This is a genomic window from Crocinitomix algicola, assembly GCF_001661595.2.
GTDB classification, from domain to species: Bacteria; Bacteroidota; Bacteroidia; order Flavobacteriales_D; family Crocinitomicaceae; genus Crocinitomix; species Crocinitomix algicola.
Genome location: NZ_LYPF02000029.1, coordinates 21,012 through 34,972 on the forward strand (window position 1 = coordinate 21,012; position 13,961 = coordinate 34,972).

The 13,961-nt window shown below is 35.6% G+C and carries 10 protein-coding genes; 1 reads left to right on the top strand and 9 read right to left on the bottom strand.

Annotated features, from left to right (window positions below):
- Positions 1 to 41: 41 nt before the first annotated feature.
- The 3 genes from dnaJ to lnt form a co-directional block, all read right to left on the bottom strand.
- Entirely contained in the window at positions 42 to 1,163 is a 1,122-nt protein-coding gene (gene dnaJ, locus A8143_RS15590; protein WP_070138543.1) for a molecular chaperone DnaJ, read from the bottom strand.
- 18 nt (positions 1,164 to 1,181) lie between these two features.
- The gene (locus A8143_RS15595) at positions 1,182 to 1,754 is read right to left on the bottom strand and encodes a nucleotide exchange factor GrpE (RefSeq protein WP_083261421.1); all 573 of its coding nucleotides are present in this window, start codon (positions 1,752 to 1,754) and stop codon (positions 1,182 to 1,184) included.
- Positions 1,755 to 1,884: 130 nt separating this feature from the next.
- The gene (gene lnt / locus A8143_RS15600) at positions 1,885 to 3,510 is read right to left on the bottom strand and encodes an apolipoprotein N-acyltransferase (RefSeq protein WP_070138544.1); all 1,626 of its coding nucleotides are present in this window, start codon (positions 3,508 to 3,510) and stop codon (positions 1,885 to 1,887) included.
- Positions 3,511 to 4,120: 610 nt separating this feature from the next.
- On the opposite strand from lnt, the gene A8143_RS15605 reads away from it, so the two are divergent.
- Positions 4,121 to 5,239, top strand: a complete 1,119-nt coding sequence (locus A8143_RS15605; RefSeq protein WP_070138545.1) for an acyltransferase family protein — start codon at positions 4,121 to 4,123, stop codon at positions 5,237 to 5,239.
- Here A8143_RS15605 and A8143_RS15610 read toward each other — a convergent pair whose 3' ends face one another.
- From A8143_RS15610 to porL, 6 genes are all read right to left on the bottom strand, one after another.
- Positions 5,240 to 7,168, bottom strand: a complete 1,929-nt coding sequence (locus A8143_RS15610) for an ABC-F family ATP-binding cassette domain-containing protein (protein WP_070138546.1) — start codon at positions 7,166 to 7,168, stop codon at positions 5,240 to 5,242.
- A 98-nt stretch (positions 7,169 to 7,266) separates the two neighbouring features.
- Entirely contained in the window at positions 7,267 to 8,985 is a 1,719-nt protein-coding gene (gene porM, locus A8143_RS15615; protein ID WP_070138547.1) for a type IX secretion system motor protein PorM/GldM, read from the bottom strand.
- Between the two features lie 128 nt (positions 8,986 to 9,113).
- Complete coding sequence (gene porN / locus A8143_RS15620; protein WP_070138548.1) at positions 9,114 to 10,109, bottom strand: type IX secretion system ring subunit PorN/GldN; 996 nt, start codon at positions 10,107 to 10,109, stop codon at positions 9,114 to 9,116.
- 109 nt (positions 10,110 to 10,218) lie between these two features.
- On the bottom strand, positions 10,219 to 11,223 hold the full coding sequence (gene porN / locus A8143_RS15625; protein WP_070138549.1) for a type IX secretion system ring subunit PorN/GldN: 1,005 nt from the start codon (positions 11,221 to 11,223) through the stop codon (positions 10,219 to 10,221).
- Between the two features lie 89 nt (positions 11,224 to 11,312).
- Positions 11,313 to 13,037 carry a type IX secretion system motor protein PorM/GldM gene (gene porM, locus A8143_RS15630; RefSeq protein ID WP_070138550.1) on the bottom strand — a complete coding sequence of 575 codons (1,725 nt, stop codon included), beginning with the start codon at positions 13,035 to 13,037 and terminating at the stop codon, positions 11,313 to 11,315.
- A gap of 56 nt (positions 13,038 to 13,093) precedes the next feature.
- A complete protein-coding gene (porL, locus tag A8143_RS15635; RefSeq protein WP_070138551.1) occupies positions 13,094 to 13,945 on the bottom strand; it encodes a type IX secretion system motor protein PorL/GldL in 852 nt (283 codons plus the stop codon).
- Positions 13,946 to 13,961 lie beyond the last annotated feature (16 nt).

Genomic DNA, 13,961 nt, shown 5'->3' on the forward strand with positions numbered 1-13,961 from the left:
TGAACCATGGTTTTTTTGTATAATTAATCAACGTGTTCGGATTAACTATTGAAAAAGTTTTTCATTTTATCAAAAAACCCCTCTTCTTTCCCACCAGGGTTAGGCTTAAAGTTATCTGAGTCCCTTAATTTTTCCAACAAATCCTTTTCATCCCCTGAAACTTTTTTAGGAGTCCAAACATTTAAATGAACGAGTAAGTCTCCGCTACCATATCCTTGAACACTCGGCAATCCTTTACCTCTTAAACGAAGCATTTTTCCACTTTGCGTTCCAGGTTCAATTTTAATTTTTGCTTTACCTTCAACTAACGGAACCTCAATAGATGCACCAAGAACAGCATCAATAAAGCTCACGTAGGCTTCGTAATGCAAATTATTCCCTTCTCTCTGTAATTGATCGTGTTTTTCCTCCTCAATTACAACTAATAAATCTCCTGGAACTCCCTCAAAAGGACCTGCATTCCCTTTTCCACTCACTTTCAATTGCATCCCTTCTTCTACTCCAGCAGGAATTTTAATTTCAACTACTTCTTCACTTCGTTTCAATCCCTGTGAATCCGCCCCAGCCGGTTTTTTATCAATTATTTTACCTGTTCCATGACATGTATGACAAGTTGATTGCGTTTGCATGGCTCCCAGCATTGTCTGTGTAACACGCATAACCCGACCTTGGCCATTACAAGTTGAGCAAGTACTGTAAGTTACGCCTTCCGCATTAACTAGTTTATTAACTTTTATTTTCTTTGTAACACCGTTTGCCACTTCCTTAAGACCGAGCTTAATTTTGATTCGCAAATCGGACCCTCGAGCGACTCTAGACCCACCAGAACCTCTGCGTCCACCTCCGAAGGAACTACCAAAGATATCTCCGAACTGATCAAAAATATCTTCCATATTCATCCCTCCGAATCCGCCTCCTCTTCCTTGTGAAGCTCCGCCTACGCCTTGGTGTCCAAATTGGTCGTATCTTGCCCTTTTATTTTGATCACTCAGGACCTCGTATGCTTCAGCAGCTTCTTTAAACTTTTCCTCAGCAACTTTATCATCTGGGTTTTTATCTGGATGGAATTTTAAGGCAATTTTTCTATAAGCCTTTTTAATTTCCTTTTCATCAGCATTTCTCTCAACCCCTAGTATATCGTAATAATCTCTTTTTTCACTCATTCCAATACTCTTTCAATCTTATTGTCCTACTACTACTTTTGCGTATCTCAACACTTTCCCTCGCAGATTATAACCTCTTTCAATTACATCAACAATTTTCCCTTTATCCTCCTCATTTTCAACGGGAATATTCGTAATTGCCTCATGTTTATCCGCATCAAAAATATCTCCTTTACAATCCATAGCTTCGAGTCCTTTATTCTTTAAAGTTGAAGAGAATTTATTGTAGATGAGTTTAAACCCTTCTCTTAAACTATCGATATCATCAACTTTTTCATTATTGGAGATGGCACGTTCAAAATCATCTAAGGTCCCAATTAAATCAGTCATCAAAGCACCATTCGCTGTACTAATAATATCGGCCTTTTCTTTAATCGTTCTCTTTCTAAAGTTATCGAAATCCGAATAAAGTCTCACGTATTTATTATTTAACTCAGCAAACTTTTCCTCCAAACTAGGCTCCGCTTTCTCTTCATGGTTATTATCAGTGCTCTCACCAGCATTATCTAGTTCTTCTTGAGTTGCTTCATTATTTAAATCCTCTTGCAGCTCTTCGTTAGTTGCATTTGTTGTATTTTCCTTTTCAGACATTCTTCTAATCTTTTTTTATCCCTCAGCAAAAAAACTGCCATTTTAATTTGTAGGACATTCTGTCACTAAACATTAGAAATTCTTTTAAGTATGAGTGGCAAATTGTCTAAAACATGACAAGATTTACAGATTATCGATTCAATTTCATTTTATCCGTGATTCCTTTGCTTTTAGCATAGGTAGTTAAACTATAAATGAACATTGCAATTGCTAAGAACATAGAGATCCTACCTATTACGTCACCATATCTCACAAAAAAAGTTATTTCATTATTCTTCTGTAATGTAATGTTCAACGCTCCTTCAACATCCCATTTGAGTTCATCGATTATATCACCCTTCTGATCAATTCCGCAAGATATACCTGTATTTGCGGAACGGGCCACACTTCTTCTATTTTCGATCGCCCTAATTTGGGAGAAGGATCGATGTTGCTTATAGCCAGGCGTATCTCCCCACCACCCGTCATTTGTTATAACGCATAGAATTTCAGCTCCTCTTGCGGTGAAATATGACACGTAGTCTCCATAAACAGATTCGTAACAAATTAGCGGTGCATACATCGTTTCATTTGCAGTAAAATTGATAGGTTCTTCCCCTAATCCAATCATCGCAGATGTTCCTCCTAATTCAACCGAATACTGTTTTAACCCAGGGAACCAAGATAGAAACGGAACTTTTTCTGCTCCTAGAACAGGTTTAGCCTTATGATAAATTTGTGTTTTTTCATTTGGATCAATTAAAAACGCTGAATTATAGGATTCGAACCATATATCTTGTCCATTTAACTTACGTGCTGCCAAAGAATTTTCATGCGAAAACAATTGATAAGAATCAGCGCCTATCAACATTTTCAAATTTGGAAACTCCCCCAAAAAACGTTTAATTTCATGCATTATTGGCTCTTGTTCCAATTTAGTCTCGTCAACACGTGCCGAAATTGCAGTTTCCGGACAAAGGATCAAATCAGTATGCTTGTCAATTTTACTTTCAGCTAACGAAAGCATCAATGAAAGTTGTTCTGGAAAAGGTGTGAAAAACTTCTCTGTATAAGCATCTAGATTTGGTTGAACTATAACAATATCCACCGGTTCACCTTTTTCGGTATGCGAGTAGTACATAATTATTGAACTAACAATTGGCAAAAATAAAACCAGGCCTCCAATTAAAAAGATTGGTGCTTGTATTCTCCAAGACTCACCACGCAAAAAACGATTTCGAATTAGAAAATAAAAGGAAATATTTGCGAGTAGCACCCATAAAGAACCTCCTGTTACTCCAAAAAACTCATACCATTGGATGAGCCACGGCTGGCTTCCAAATATATGCCCAAAACTTAGCCAAGGCCAAGAAAGTTCCCAAAAGTAATGCGCATATTCAAAGGACAACCAAAAAACAACCAATGCCAACAATCCTTTGTTTTCTCCTAAAAATCGAGCTATAAAACCAAAAAAGAAGAAAGGAATTGTCATTAGTAATGAATTACTAAAAACCGCCATATACATGCCTCCTTCAGAAGCCTTATAAATCCACCAAGTAGTAATAAAATTAAATAAAACGAAGTAAAGGTAGTTTAGTCCAAAACGTTTAAAAAAACGAAATTTATTCGGTTTATTTAGCTCTAAGTTTATTATGATTAAGGGCACAAAACCTATAAATGACAGAAAGAAAAGGCCTCCCGTAAAAGGGAAACTTACCCCCATTAGAGTTCCTCCAATTACAGCTAATAGCGAAAGGTGAAGAGTTTTTAGTTCCATTCGGTAAAGTTAATTCTTTTTCAAGAAGAAAGATTGCAAACAATTACTGTAGCGTGAATTTAATGTAAAATTGATTTAAAGCATAGATTCACAATTAAATGAACATTAATTTTTGCGGTTGTCCGCAATCATACCACCAACGATTATAAAACTATATATACATCACTAAGAGTGATAAAAAATTCACTATAAAGTATAAGCACCTGTACTTAAAGAACAAGGATTTTATGGTTATCCGTTATATTACCATTGACTTATTAGGTTTAAATCTTGTTTCTTGTGCGTTAGGGATTGGCGCGATTGTTTGAGCTCTCTGTTTGTCCGTCTCAGACGGCCGAATAGAAGCGAGTGCAGAAAGCCCGCCCCATAATTTTCTATCTGTTATTCAAGTTCGAAAAAATTATGGGGAACGCCCTTAGTTTTCATAAATATTTAATCAGTAAGCATTTTTTACGACTTTAAACGGTCTGTATTCACCTTTTAAAATGGTTTAATTATTTAAAAATCAACCTTATTTATATCGCAAAGTTTGTTGTGGTATGATTGCGGACAACCAATTTTTTTTATATTTGCTTGAATAGACGACTAGTTTATCCACCGAAACCTACTTATGCCCCGCAGTAAAAGACTACATTTTAAGGATATTAACGCGATTAAAGCGTTGGCCTTTATTCCTGTTTACCTTTTTAGTATCTTATTTTTAATTAATTCTCCTGAACGAGGTGTTTTGTATGATGCTGTAATGATCTTAAAAAACATGGTTTTTGGCAGTATAGATTTATTTTTCTTTATTTCGGCTTTTTTGATTACGTCTCATGCGCTTAGGGAATATAAATACCTGGATAAATTTTCTTTTAGGAATTTCATTATTCGTAGGGTGTTCAGAATAGCCATTGTGCTCATTATTGCTTTATCTTTTGCCTATTTTGTTCATCCCTGGCTTATTGAAGTTCTAGATCTGAAAATGCCTAACCTTACATTCCCTTCTATTGAGCCTTTTTTACTCCTAGTTCCAAACTATTTTGCTGAATTTAACGGCGATCATTTATTGTATATATTGATTATTAGTTCGATTTACATGTTTGTGCAATTTTTCATTGTTTGGGGCCTTGTGCTGCGATTTTTTAAGAAGCAACTCGTGCTGTTAGCATGTGCATTAATTGTAATAGGTCTTATTGCAAGAATCATACACTTTTTTAATGGATCAGCCTTTTTCTTAGACACCTTTTCATATGGCGTAATGATGGGGTTTGGTTCTTTAACCGCAAATATTGTTCGAAATGAAACCCCAATTTTTCATAAAATCAAAGAGCTTTCAAAACGTACAAACACAGTAGTGTATGTTGCAGGATTAGTATTGTTTTTGGGCACCTATATTCTTTGTGCAAACACAATTTTTATGGTATTTACGCCCCTATTACTTGCGCCATTCTTTTGTTTTTTAATCGTAGATCAAACTTTTGGGAAAAATTCGGTGATTCAGTTTAAGAACATGAAAATACTTTCTCACATGGGAAAATTAAGTTATGGATTTATTGTTTACCAAGGGATTGTTGGTGTTCTGATAGTATTAGGAGTATTATCGTTAGATTATCAACTCAATTCGATATTAATCGTTACTGTAATTGTAATTGGTGGATTTATAGCCTCTCTAATTGTCGCTGATATCAGCTTTAAGCTTTTTGAGAAACCGTTACAACGATTTAGACGTGAATTTAAAAAAGTATAACTAAGACTTATAATCTTCTAGCTCTAATAAAGCGTTTTCCCAATTGGCCATAGTTACTTCGAGCTCTTTCTCTAGCTCTTCAAATTCTTTAAGCATTTTTTTATATTCAGGCGTGTCTTCGTATGGCGTGACTTCAATTACTTTAGATTGATTTTTAATTTTATGCTCAAGATCTTCAATACTTCTTTCATACTTCTTCACTTTATTGTTCAGCTTTTTTAGTTTTTGCTGTTCTTCTCTTGAAAGGTTTTGAGACGTTTCTTCTTTTTTCACTTCTTTCACAGCGACTTTTACAGCTGATTTTTTTTGCGCTTGAAGTTCTTCTTGGTTGATGCGCTCTAAAAACTCGTTCACTCCAAAATAGTGCGTCTTTATTCTACCATTTTGAATTTCCCAAATTTTATTACTTAAGCCGTCTAAAAATTCACGGTCATGCGATACTAAAAGTAAGGTACCTTCATAATTTTTAAGAGCTTCTTTTAATATGTCTTTACTTTGAATATCGAGGTGATTAGTAGGCTCATCCATGATCAAAAAGTTAAATTCTTGGAAAAGCAGTTTACAAATCGCTAATCTTGTTCGTTCCCCACCACTTAAAACTTTTACTTTCTTTTCGGAATCCTCTCCTGAAAATAAAAATGCGCCAAGTATTGAGCGAATATCTTTACGCTTTTCACCTTTCGCAATATCATCAATCGTTTTAAAAACCGTTTTTTCACCATCTAATTTTTCGGCAGAATCTTGAGCAAAATAGCCAATTGAAACATTATGACCGTACTCAATTGCACCCTCATATTTTGTCTCATTAGTGATACATTTTATAAGAGTTGATTTCCCGACACCATTTGGACCTAACAGAGCAATTTTTTCACCTCTTCCGAGTACAACTTCTAGATTTTCAAAGATTTTCTTGTCTCCAAAAGACTTGTTTAAACCATTTAAATCGAGCACCCTTTTTCCTGAAGGAGTTTCTAAAGTAAATCGTAAATTAAAAGCTCGACGTTCAATTGTATCTATTTCAATTCGGTCAACTTTATCTAATTTTTTGATCAAACTTTGAGCAAATGAAGCCTTATTCGCTTTTGCTCGGTATTTATTTATTAGATCTTCTGTTCTTTTGATTTCTTTATCTTGATTCTTTTTAGCCTGAAGAGTTCGTTCCATTTCTTCGGCATGTAGTACTAGATACTTCGAGTAATTACATTTATAATCATACAAACGTTGATTGGCAATTTCGACAGTTCGATTGGTTACATTGTCCAAAAATCGTCTATCATGAGATATAAGGACTAATCCACCTTTAAAATTTTTCAAATAATTCTCCAACCACTGAATCGACACAATATCTAGGTGATTGGTCGGTTCATCAATTAATAAAACTTCAGGATCATTCACAAGCAACTTTGCTAACTCAACTCTCATTTGCCATCCTCCACTAAAACTTCCTATTTCATTATCAAATTCCTTTTGTTTAAAGCCAAGACCTTTTAGTACTAATTCAATTCTCTCAGCAAAAGAGTGAGCATCAAGTACCATTAATCGATCATTAATTTCGGTCACTTCTTCAACTAAACTCAAATACGCTTCAGATTCATAATCTGTTCGTGTCGTCAGTTCATTGTTCACAAAGTCTAGCCGCTCGTTTAACCGAGTAATCTCTTGGTTGGAATTTTCAATGTAGGTTCTGACAGAGATGTCCTTTCTAATTTCAATATCCTGTGTGAGGTACCCCACTCTTACCTCTTTTTCAATTATAACAGTTCCTTCAGAAGGTTGAATTTGTTTAGAAATCAAACCCAATAATGTTGATTTACCGACACCATTTTTACCAGTAAGACCAATTTTATCGCCGCGATCAATAAATAATGAAATGTCTTTGTATAAAAATCCTTGCGGCAAATGATACGATAATCCTCCTAATCTGACCATGATAAAATAAATTGAAGCTGCAAAGGTAAAAGATTAACCCGAATTAACGTTGGCAAATTTGCTCTTAACGTAATTCGGGTCTCCTGGTCTAATTTTATTTATCGCACATTGAACACGAGTGGTGAAGCATTTTTTGTAACGCGAGACGGGTCTTTATATTTACAGGTTATGGTCACTCGTTTACCACAAGATTGTCTAAGAATTTGTAAGGCATCCTCATCTAAGCGCCCGCCATTTAAGACTTTTCCTTTCCTATACATCCCTTCAACTTCGACTTTTCCATCTATAATATCAAATACGACGCCTGCAATAGGTACCCCTGGATCGTATTTAAGAACAATTCTATTTTGAACACCAACACTAGAACACCCAGGACGTTGACCATTAGAAATTCCTCCTAAAAATATTTCCGGTCGTGGTAATGGCCTTACATCAAAAGAATTAGTTGCGATTGTCACGATTGAACCATCTTTCTTTTCTCCTTTAACACTTATTGTAGCTTGACGAATCCCTGCGCCAACCTTAACAAAGAACTTACCATTCCGCTTGATAATCTGACAACCACTACTAGCTGATATTGAGATTTTATCTTGAGAAAATCCTGATGCTGCCGCTTCAATTTCATTCTCATACCCACGATATAATAACCTAAGATTTGGTTGTGAAATCACTCCCATTGGCTGACCAACTGTATAATCAAAACTCCAAGGTTTCCATATAGTCTGATTACGTTCTTTTACACCAATTGCGCCTTTTACTCTATGAATTCCTGGAGCCGCCCCGGATAGATTAATTTTTCCACTTGCTGTTTGCCAGTTCTCTGGTAACGTATCTTCATCCATGCCCCATTTTAATGTATACACTTGATTAGAATCATAGGCTGCGATGAGCACTTTTAAGTCCATTGAATCACCCTGATTAATATAACCACTTGGAGCAACGGCCATTGGTTCTATTTTATTGATTACATATATAGGCTCTTTTATCTTATTTAATAAATATTCAACCGCTAGTGCTTCTCCATTTTTAACATCAACTTTTAAACTGGTGAACATGGCTGCTGCCGCAACTAAAGGCGCATGGTTAAAAGTTGCTGACACCCAAGGCATTTCACGTTCTTCACCCACATCATATAATTTATCTGGAATTGTTAAACTCCTATAAAAATGTGCAATTTTCGCAGTATCAATTGGGTTAGATGATTGAAGAGATTTAGATAGATCAGTGTAGTTTTTAGGTGGATCAAATCTGTATTGTTTTCCGTTCTCACTGTAGTTAGCCATGATTGAGGCGATAGTGTCCCGGTAATTATGAATCTTATCTCTAATCAAACGCCCCCTTTCTTTAGGGTTCAAAGGATCTGATCCTATAAATAGTTGAGTTGGGACATCATAATTGTCTTTTATCAGGATATCCTTTAAAGGCTTCAAGGTAACCTGATCATTGGACTTTTTTCCTTCAGGTCGTATAATCCAATCTTCCCCTTCTGCCGTTTTTATCATTTCATTGCACTCAGTCAGTAAGTAGTTAATGAGATTATTTGTTTTACTTTCAACAATCTTCGACTTATCCTGCCAAATTTGAAAGAATGAAATATCTCCCTTTTTCGCTTCAATTGACATTCGTTTTAAGTCAAACGAAGAATAGTCCTCTTGAATCTTATTGTTGATAATAGTCGCGCTACCATCCAATTTATCGTTTATTGTCACAAATGCATTCACCACTTCTTTGGTTACATTTAATGCTAGTAAAGCTGTTAAGACAAGGTACATCATTCCGATCATTTTTTGCCTTGAAGTTTCCTTTCCTCCTGCCATAATTTTTTGAGATTAATTAAGTCAACACTATTGTTGGTTCTTAATCAATCAATTCAGAATGTTGTGAATAGTAACAAAAAAAGAGACACCTTTTCAGTATCTCTTTTAACAATAGCTTTATCGCATCTTTAATAAGCCCATAAATCGTGTTCAAATCTAGAAATTTCACTTTTAATTCGACCGGCCTCAATAAGGGCATCTACTCCCGCTTTATATTCGTCAACTTGCCTATTATAAATATTAGATTCCTTAATCGCGTAAGAATGAAACATCCGTTTCATGAACAGATCATCGAGAGACATCCGTTGTGCATCGTTCTTGCTATTCGCAACGAAATAATTTTGAAAAATGTACCTACATTGAGGAAAATACAACCAAAATAACTCCCTTGTACCCGTTATATTACCATTTACATCTTTTTGATATACTACTGGTGCAATACCGATAATTCTTTTCTCCACCATTGACTTTTCTTTGTCGAAATACCAATCTTCCTTTAAAGTGTAGCTTATTATATCTTGAGAGTTAAACCAAGATGTGTCATTGGGCGGATAAATCACTTTCCATGAACCATCGTCTAATTGAATCATGCTATCAATTGTTGGGTCAAGCATCGAAGTAAGGGGAATAGCTTCTGGATCTACTATTTCATTACCTAAATATAGGAATATTGATTCTTTAAAACTTTCATCAGAATAAAAGGTACCATCCGGAGTGGTAGGATATATTGGATATTTAAACGAATCACCATCTTTCCAACTTTCCCAATTAGGATTAAAAGGTGAATATAAAGTAAGATCTCCCGCTAAGACATGATGACGTATAATTGTCCAAAGACTCCAAATGCTTGTATACCTATTCCAACCAGCATAATCAACTTTATCTAATGGATAATACAGGGAGTGATTTATTTTTTGCCTTAAGTCTATCGAACTCCACATTCTTTTACTCCAAGTAACATCAGCTGCTCTAACATACTCATGTGGGATAACTTTTTTCGTTGGAATGTGTTCATCGATATAAACACCATCCAATACACCGTTATTAATGTAAATAGGGCCTCGCACGAATTGTGCTTCTGAAAGGAACGGCAAAAGCCCTAAGAATAGAATTAATTTTTTCATGGTTTGAGGTTTTATTAATCATTGTTTATAAATAAAATACCAAACCATAGAATTGGTTACAAAAAAAGGTCAACCGTTCTGGTTGACCTTTATATGATTTATAGTTTCTCTAATAACTCCAGAGATCGTGTTCGAAATTAAATATTTTCTCCTTTATTCTTTCTGACTCCAGTAGTGCATCCACACCTGCTTTGTAGCTCTCCACATCTCTGTCGTACAAATTAGATTCTTTTACGACATAAGAATGGAACATTCGCTTCCAAAACAAATCATCAAATGACATTCTTTGAGCATCGTTATTTCGACTTTGAACAAAGAAATTTTGGAATACATATCTACATTGTGGGAAATATAACCAGAAAAGCTCTCTGAAACCATCTATATTACCGTTTCTATCTTTCCGATAAATTACTGGGGCAATACCAATTATTCTTCGATCGAGTACAGATCTTTCTTTATCAAAAAACCAATCTTCTTTGATTCTGTACTGCACAATATCCTTAGAAGTAAACCATGAAGTATCGTTAGGAGGATAAACAGCTACATAATCACCTGTTGCAGGGTCAATGACAACACTATCTTCCTCTGGATACAACCAGCTTTTTAATGGTAAAGCTTCTGGATCAATATTTTCCGTACCGATGTAGATGAACATTTTTTCACGGAACTCCTTATCATTGAAATAATTTCCAGAAGGTGTTGTTGGTTCGATAGGATATTTAAACATATCACCATCCTTCCAGCTTTCCCAATCCGGATTAAAAGGTGAATACATTGTCAAATCACCTGACATCACATGATGTCTAATAATTGTCCATAAACTCCATCTTGTGGTATTCTTTTGCCACATACCCAATTGAAGCTCATCCATTGGGTAGTAAAGTGGGTGATTAAATTTTTCGCGTAAATCAATAACGCTCCAAACCCTTTTACTCCAAGTCACATCTGCCTCACGAACATACTCATAAGGAACAACTTTCTTGGTAGGGACGTGTTCTTTAATGTAAACTCCATCCAAAACACCTTTTGCAGGACTAGCAATTGGCCCTCTAATATCTTGAGCAAATCCAACCCCTACACCTAACATCACTAAAGAAAAAAATAATCTTTTCATCACCTTACAGTTTATATTACACCATTATTTCCAATAAAAACCGTGACTCAAAAATTAATCATTGCCACGGTTTTAATTTATACTTTTATTTATCGTGTGGTAAATACTAATGAAGTACGTTTAGTTACATTATCTGGCCCTTTGTAATTTACCATAATTGTAACTTGCTTACCAGACGATTGAGCTAAAATTTGTTTAGCATTCGCATCTAGGTTACCACCTCTCGTAATTTTACCTTTTCTCATAATTCCGTCAACACTAACAGTACCACTAACAATTGTAAAGGTTACCCCAGTTAACGGTACACTTTCATCGTATCGACAACTTAATCTACCTTGTGCTCTAACACTTGATAAACCTGGATTTGCACCATTACTAATTCCTCCTAAATATAGAGCCGGTGTAGGTAACGCTTTAACTTTAAATTTAAACGATCCTAAGTTTACCGAACCTCCATCATCTTTCTTACCATTTACGCTAATTGTCGCTTCTCTAACACCAGCACCAACTTTCGCGATATATTGGTTACCGCTTTTACTTATAGAACAACCGCTACCCGATAAGGTTACACGATCTGCAGGAAAACCTGAAGCTGTACCTTCGACTATATTGTTGTAACCACGGTAAAGAACACGCATTTCAGGTAAAGCTACAACACCCATTGGTTGTCCAACTGTATAGTCAAATTCCCACGGTTTAGGGACTTTAACACCACGTTGTTTTACATAAATTACACCTTTCACTTTGTGTAATCCAGGTTTCTCACCAATTAAGCTAATAGAACCATCAGCATTTGTTGCTGGTTTCCAACCATCTTGATTTGACGTATCTGCATCTTGACCCCATTTCACATCAGGAGTTTCAGTTGAATCATAAGCCGCAATCATAACTCTTAAATTTAATGAGTCACCTTGGTTTATATAACCAGTGCTAGCAAATGCAAGTGGTTCAATTTTATTAAAATCAAATTCTTGAACATCAACTTTACTCAACAAAAATTCAGTTGCCATTGACTCAGAGTTCTTTACATCCAATTTAAGCGCTGTAAGCATCGCTGCTGCCGCAACAATTGGTGCATGATCAAACATCACTGCTGGCCATTTGTGCGTTTCCTCTTCACCATGAATCTTTTGTGTGATTTCCTCTGGTAAATCTAATGAACGCATGAAAGCTTTAATTTGAGCTGTATCCTGTGGATTAGCAGTCAATAAGGCTTCATCTAAATTAGCCAAATCTTCTGGCGCATCAAACGTATAATCTCCTTTTGGAGTTTTATATGTCGCCATAATTTTAGCCACTGCATTACGATATTCAATTACTTTTAATCGAATATCTAAACCTCTTTGCGCTGGTTTATCCGGGTTACCACCTATAAATAGGTTTGTTGGAATGTCATAATTATCCATTCCCGTAATATCACTCAAAGGTTTTAATTTAGTTATATTTCCCTCTTCATCTTTTTCTTCTACCCAGTCCGCACCTTCAGAAATCTTAATCATTTCATTCGCTTCACCTAAAAGGTAACTTACTACTTCTGTAGTTAGCTTTTGAACTTCATAAGCTCTTTCTTGCCATACTTGTACTGTTTTAACATCACCACCCTGTGCTTTAACAGTTGTGATTTTTTTGTCAAAAGAAGAATAGTTCGATTGATTATTGTTATTAATAATCTGTGCACTTCTATCTAATTTATCGTTGATCGTTACGAATGCAGCGATCACCTCTTTAGAAACGTTCAGTGCTAGAAGGGCAGTCAGTACGAGGTACATCATACCGATCATCTTTTGTCTAGGGGTTTCTTTTCCTCCTGCCATGATTTATCTATTTTTTTGATTTAACATTAATTAATTTTGCATTATGGAAATGAAAACTAATCTCTAGATATACTCATAGCTTTTAGCATATTACCGTAAACTTGGTTCAAATCAGTCAAGTTTTTAGATAACATTGCCATATTCTCTTTGTACAATTTCGTATCTTCAACTGAATCACTTAAGTTAGACATCATTTCAGACACCTGACTTTGGAATTTCTCAGTAGTTTCTAAGTGTGCACTTGAACCTTTTAACTGCAATTCATATACATTATTTAATGCAGCCAAATTAGTCGATACTTTCGCCATTTGCTCTCCAAAAGAAGCACCTTCATCAGCAGTATTTGTTAATCCTAAGATAGACTCTGATGCTCTTTCGTAGGTTTGAGATAATCCTTTTACTTGTTCAGAAGCAGACTCCAAACTAGAAACATAATTATCTGTTGCTGCAGCAGCTCCAGAAACAGCTTTTAAACCTTCAGCGTTATCGCTTAATGTTCTAATACCATCTCCTAAACGATTCAATAAATCTGCATCAATTTTAGCTTCTTGTAGAAGGTCATCAAATTTTTCTGTAATTCCAGTCACGGTGCCGCCACCGCCACCGCCGCCACCGCCGTGGACTAATCCTGATTCACCTTTCTCATCTAAGTAAGCATGTAAATCAAAATCTTCATCATGTGCCAAAGCTAGTTCTGGATATACCAACTCCCACTTTGGATCTTCGTGTAATGGTTCGAATGCTGAGAAAACGAAAATTATTGCCTCTGTTCCTAGACCTACAACTAGCATTGGTCCTGCACCTGGCCAGTGCATAATTTTAAAAAGGGCTCCGACGATTACTACTGCTGCACCAATACCGTACAACTTCGCCATAAATAATTTCCATTTTTTAGTTCCTGGTCTCATAGTTTCCTTGCTTTTA

Bases quoted from the DNA above. Each gene is read 5' to 3' on its own strand.
- A8143_RS15610 (WP_070138546.1), bottom strand. From the start codon at position 7,168: ATGGTCAGATTAGGAGGATTATCGTATCATTTGCCGCAAGGATTTTTA.
- dnaJ (WP_070138543.1), bottom strand. From the start codon at position 1,163: ATGAGTGAAAAAAGAGATTATTACGATATACTAGGGGTTGAGAGAAAT.
- porN (WP_070138548.1), bottom strand. From the start codon at position 10,109: ATGAAAAAATTAATTCTATTCTTAGGGCTTTTGCCGTTCCTTTCAGAA.
- porM (WP_070138547.1), bottom strand. From the start codon at position 8,985: ATGGCAGGAGGAAAGGAAACTTCAAGGCAAAAAATGATCGGAATGATG.
- porN (WP_070138549.1), bottom strand. From the start codon at position 11,223: ATGAAAAGATTATTTTTTTCTTTAGTGATGTTAGGTGTAGGGGTTGGA.
- porM (WP_070138550.1), bottom strand. From the start codon at position 13,037: ATGGCAGGAGGAAAAGAAACCCCTAGACAAAAGATGATCGGTATGATG.
- lnt (WP_070138544.1), bottom strand. From the start codon at position 3,510: ATGGAACTAAAAACTCTTCACCTTTCGCTATTAGCTGTAATTGGAGGA.
- A8143_RS15595 (WP_083261421.1), bottom strand. From the start codon at position 1,754: ATGTCTGAAAAGGAAAATACAACAAATGCAACTAACGAAGAGCTGCAA.
- porL (WP_070138551.1), bottom strand. From the start codon at position 13,945: ATGAGACCAGGAACTAAAAAATGGAAATTATTTATGGCGAAGTTGTAC.
- A8143_RS15605 (WP_070138545.1), top strand. From the start codon at position 4,121: ATGCCCCGCAGTAAAAGACTACATTTTAAGGATATTAACGCGATTAAA.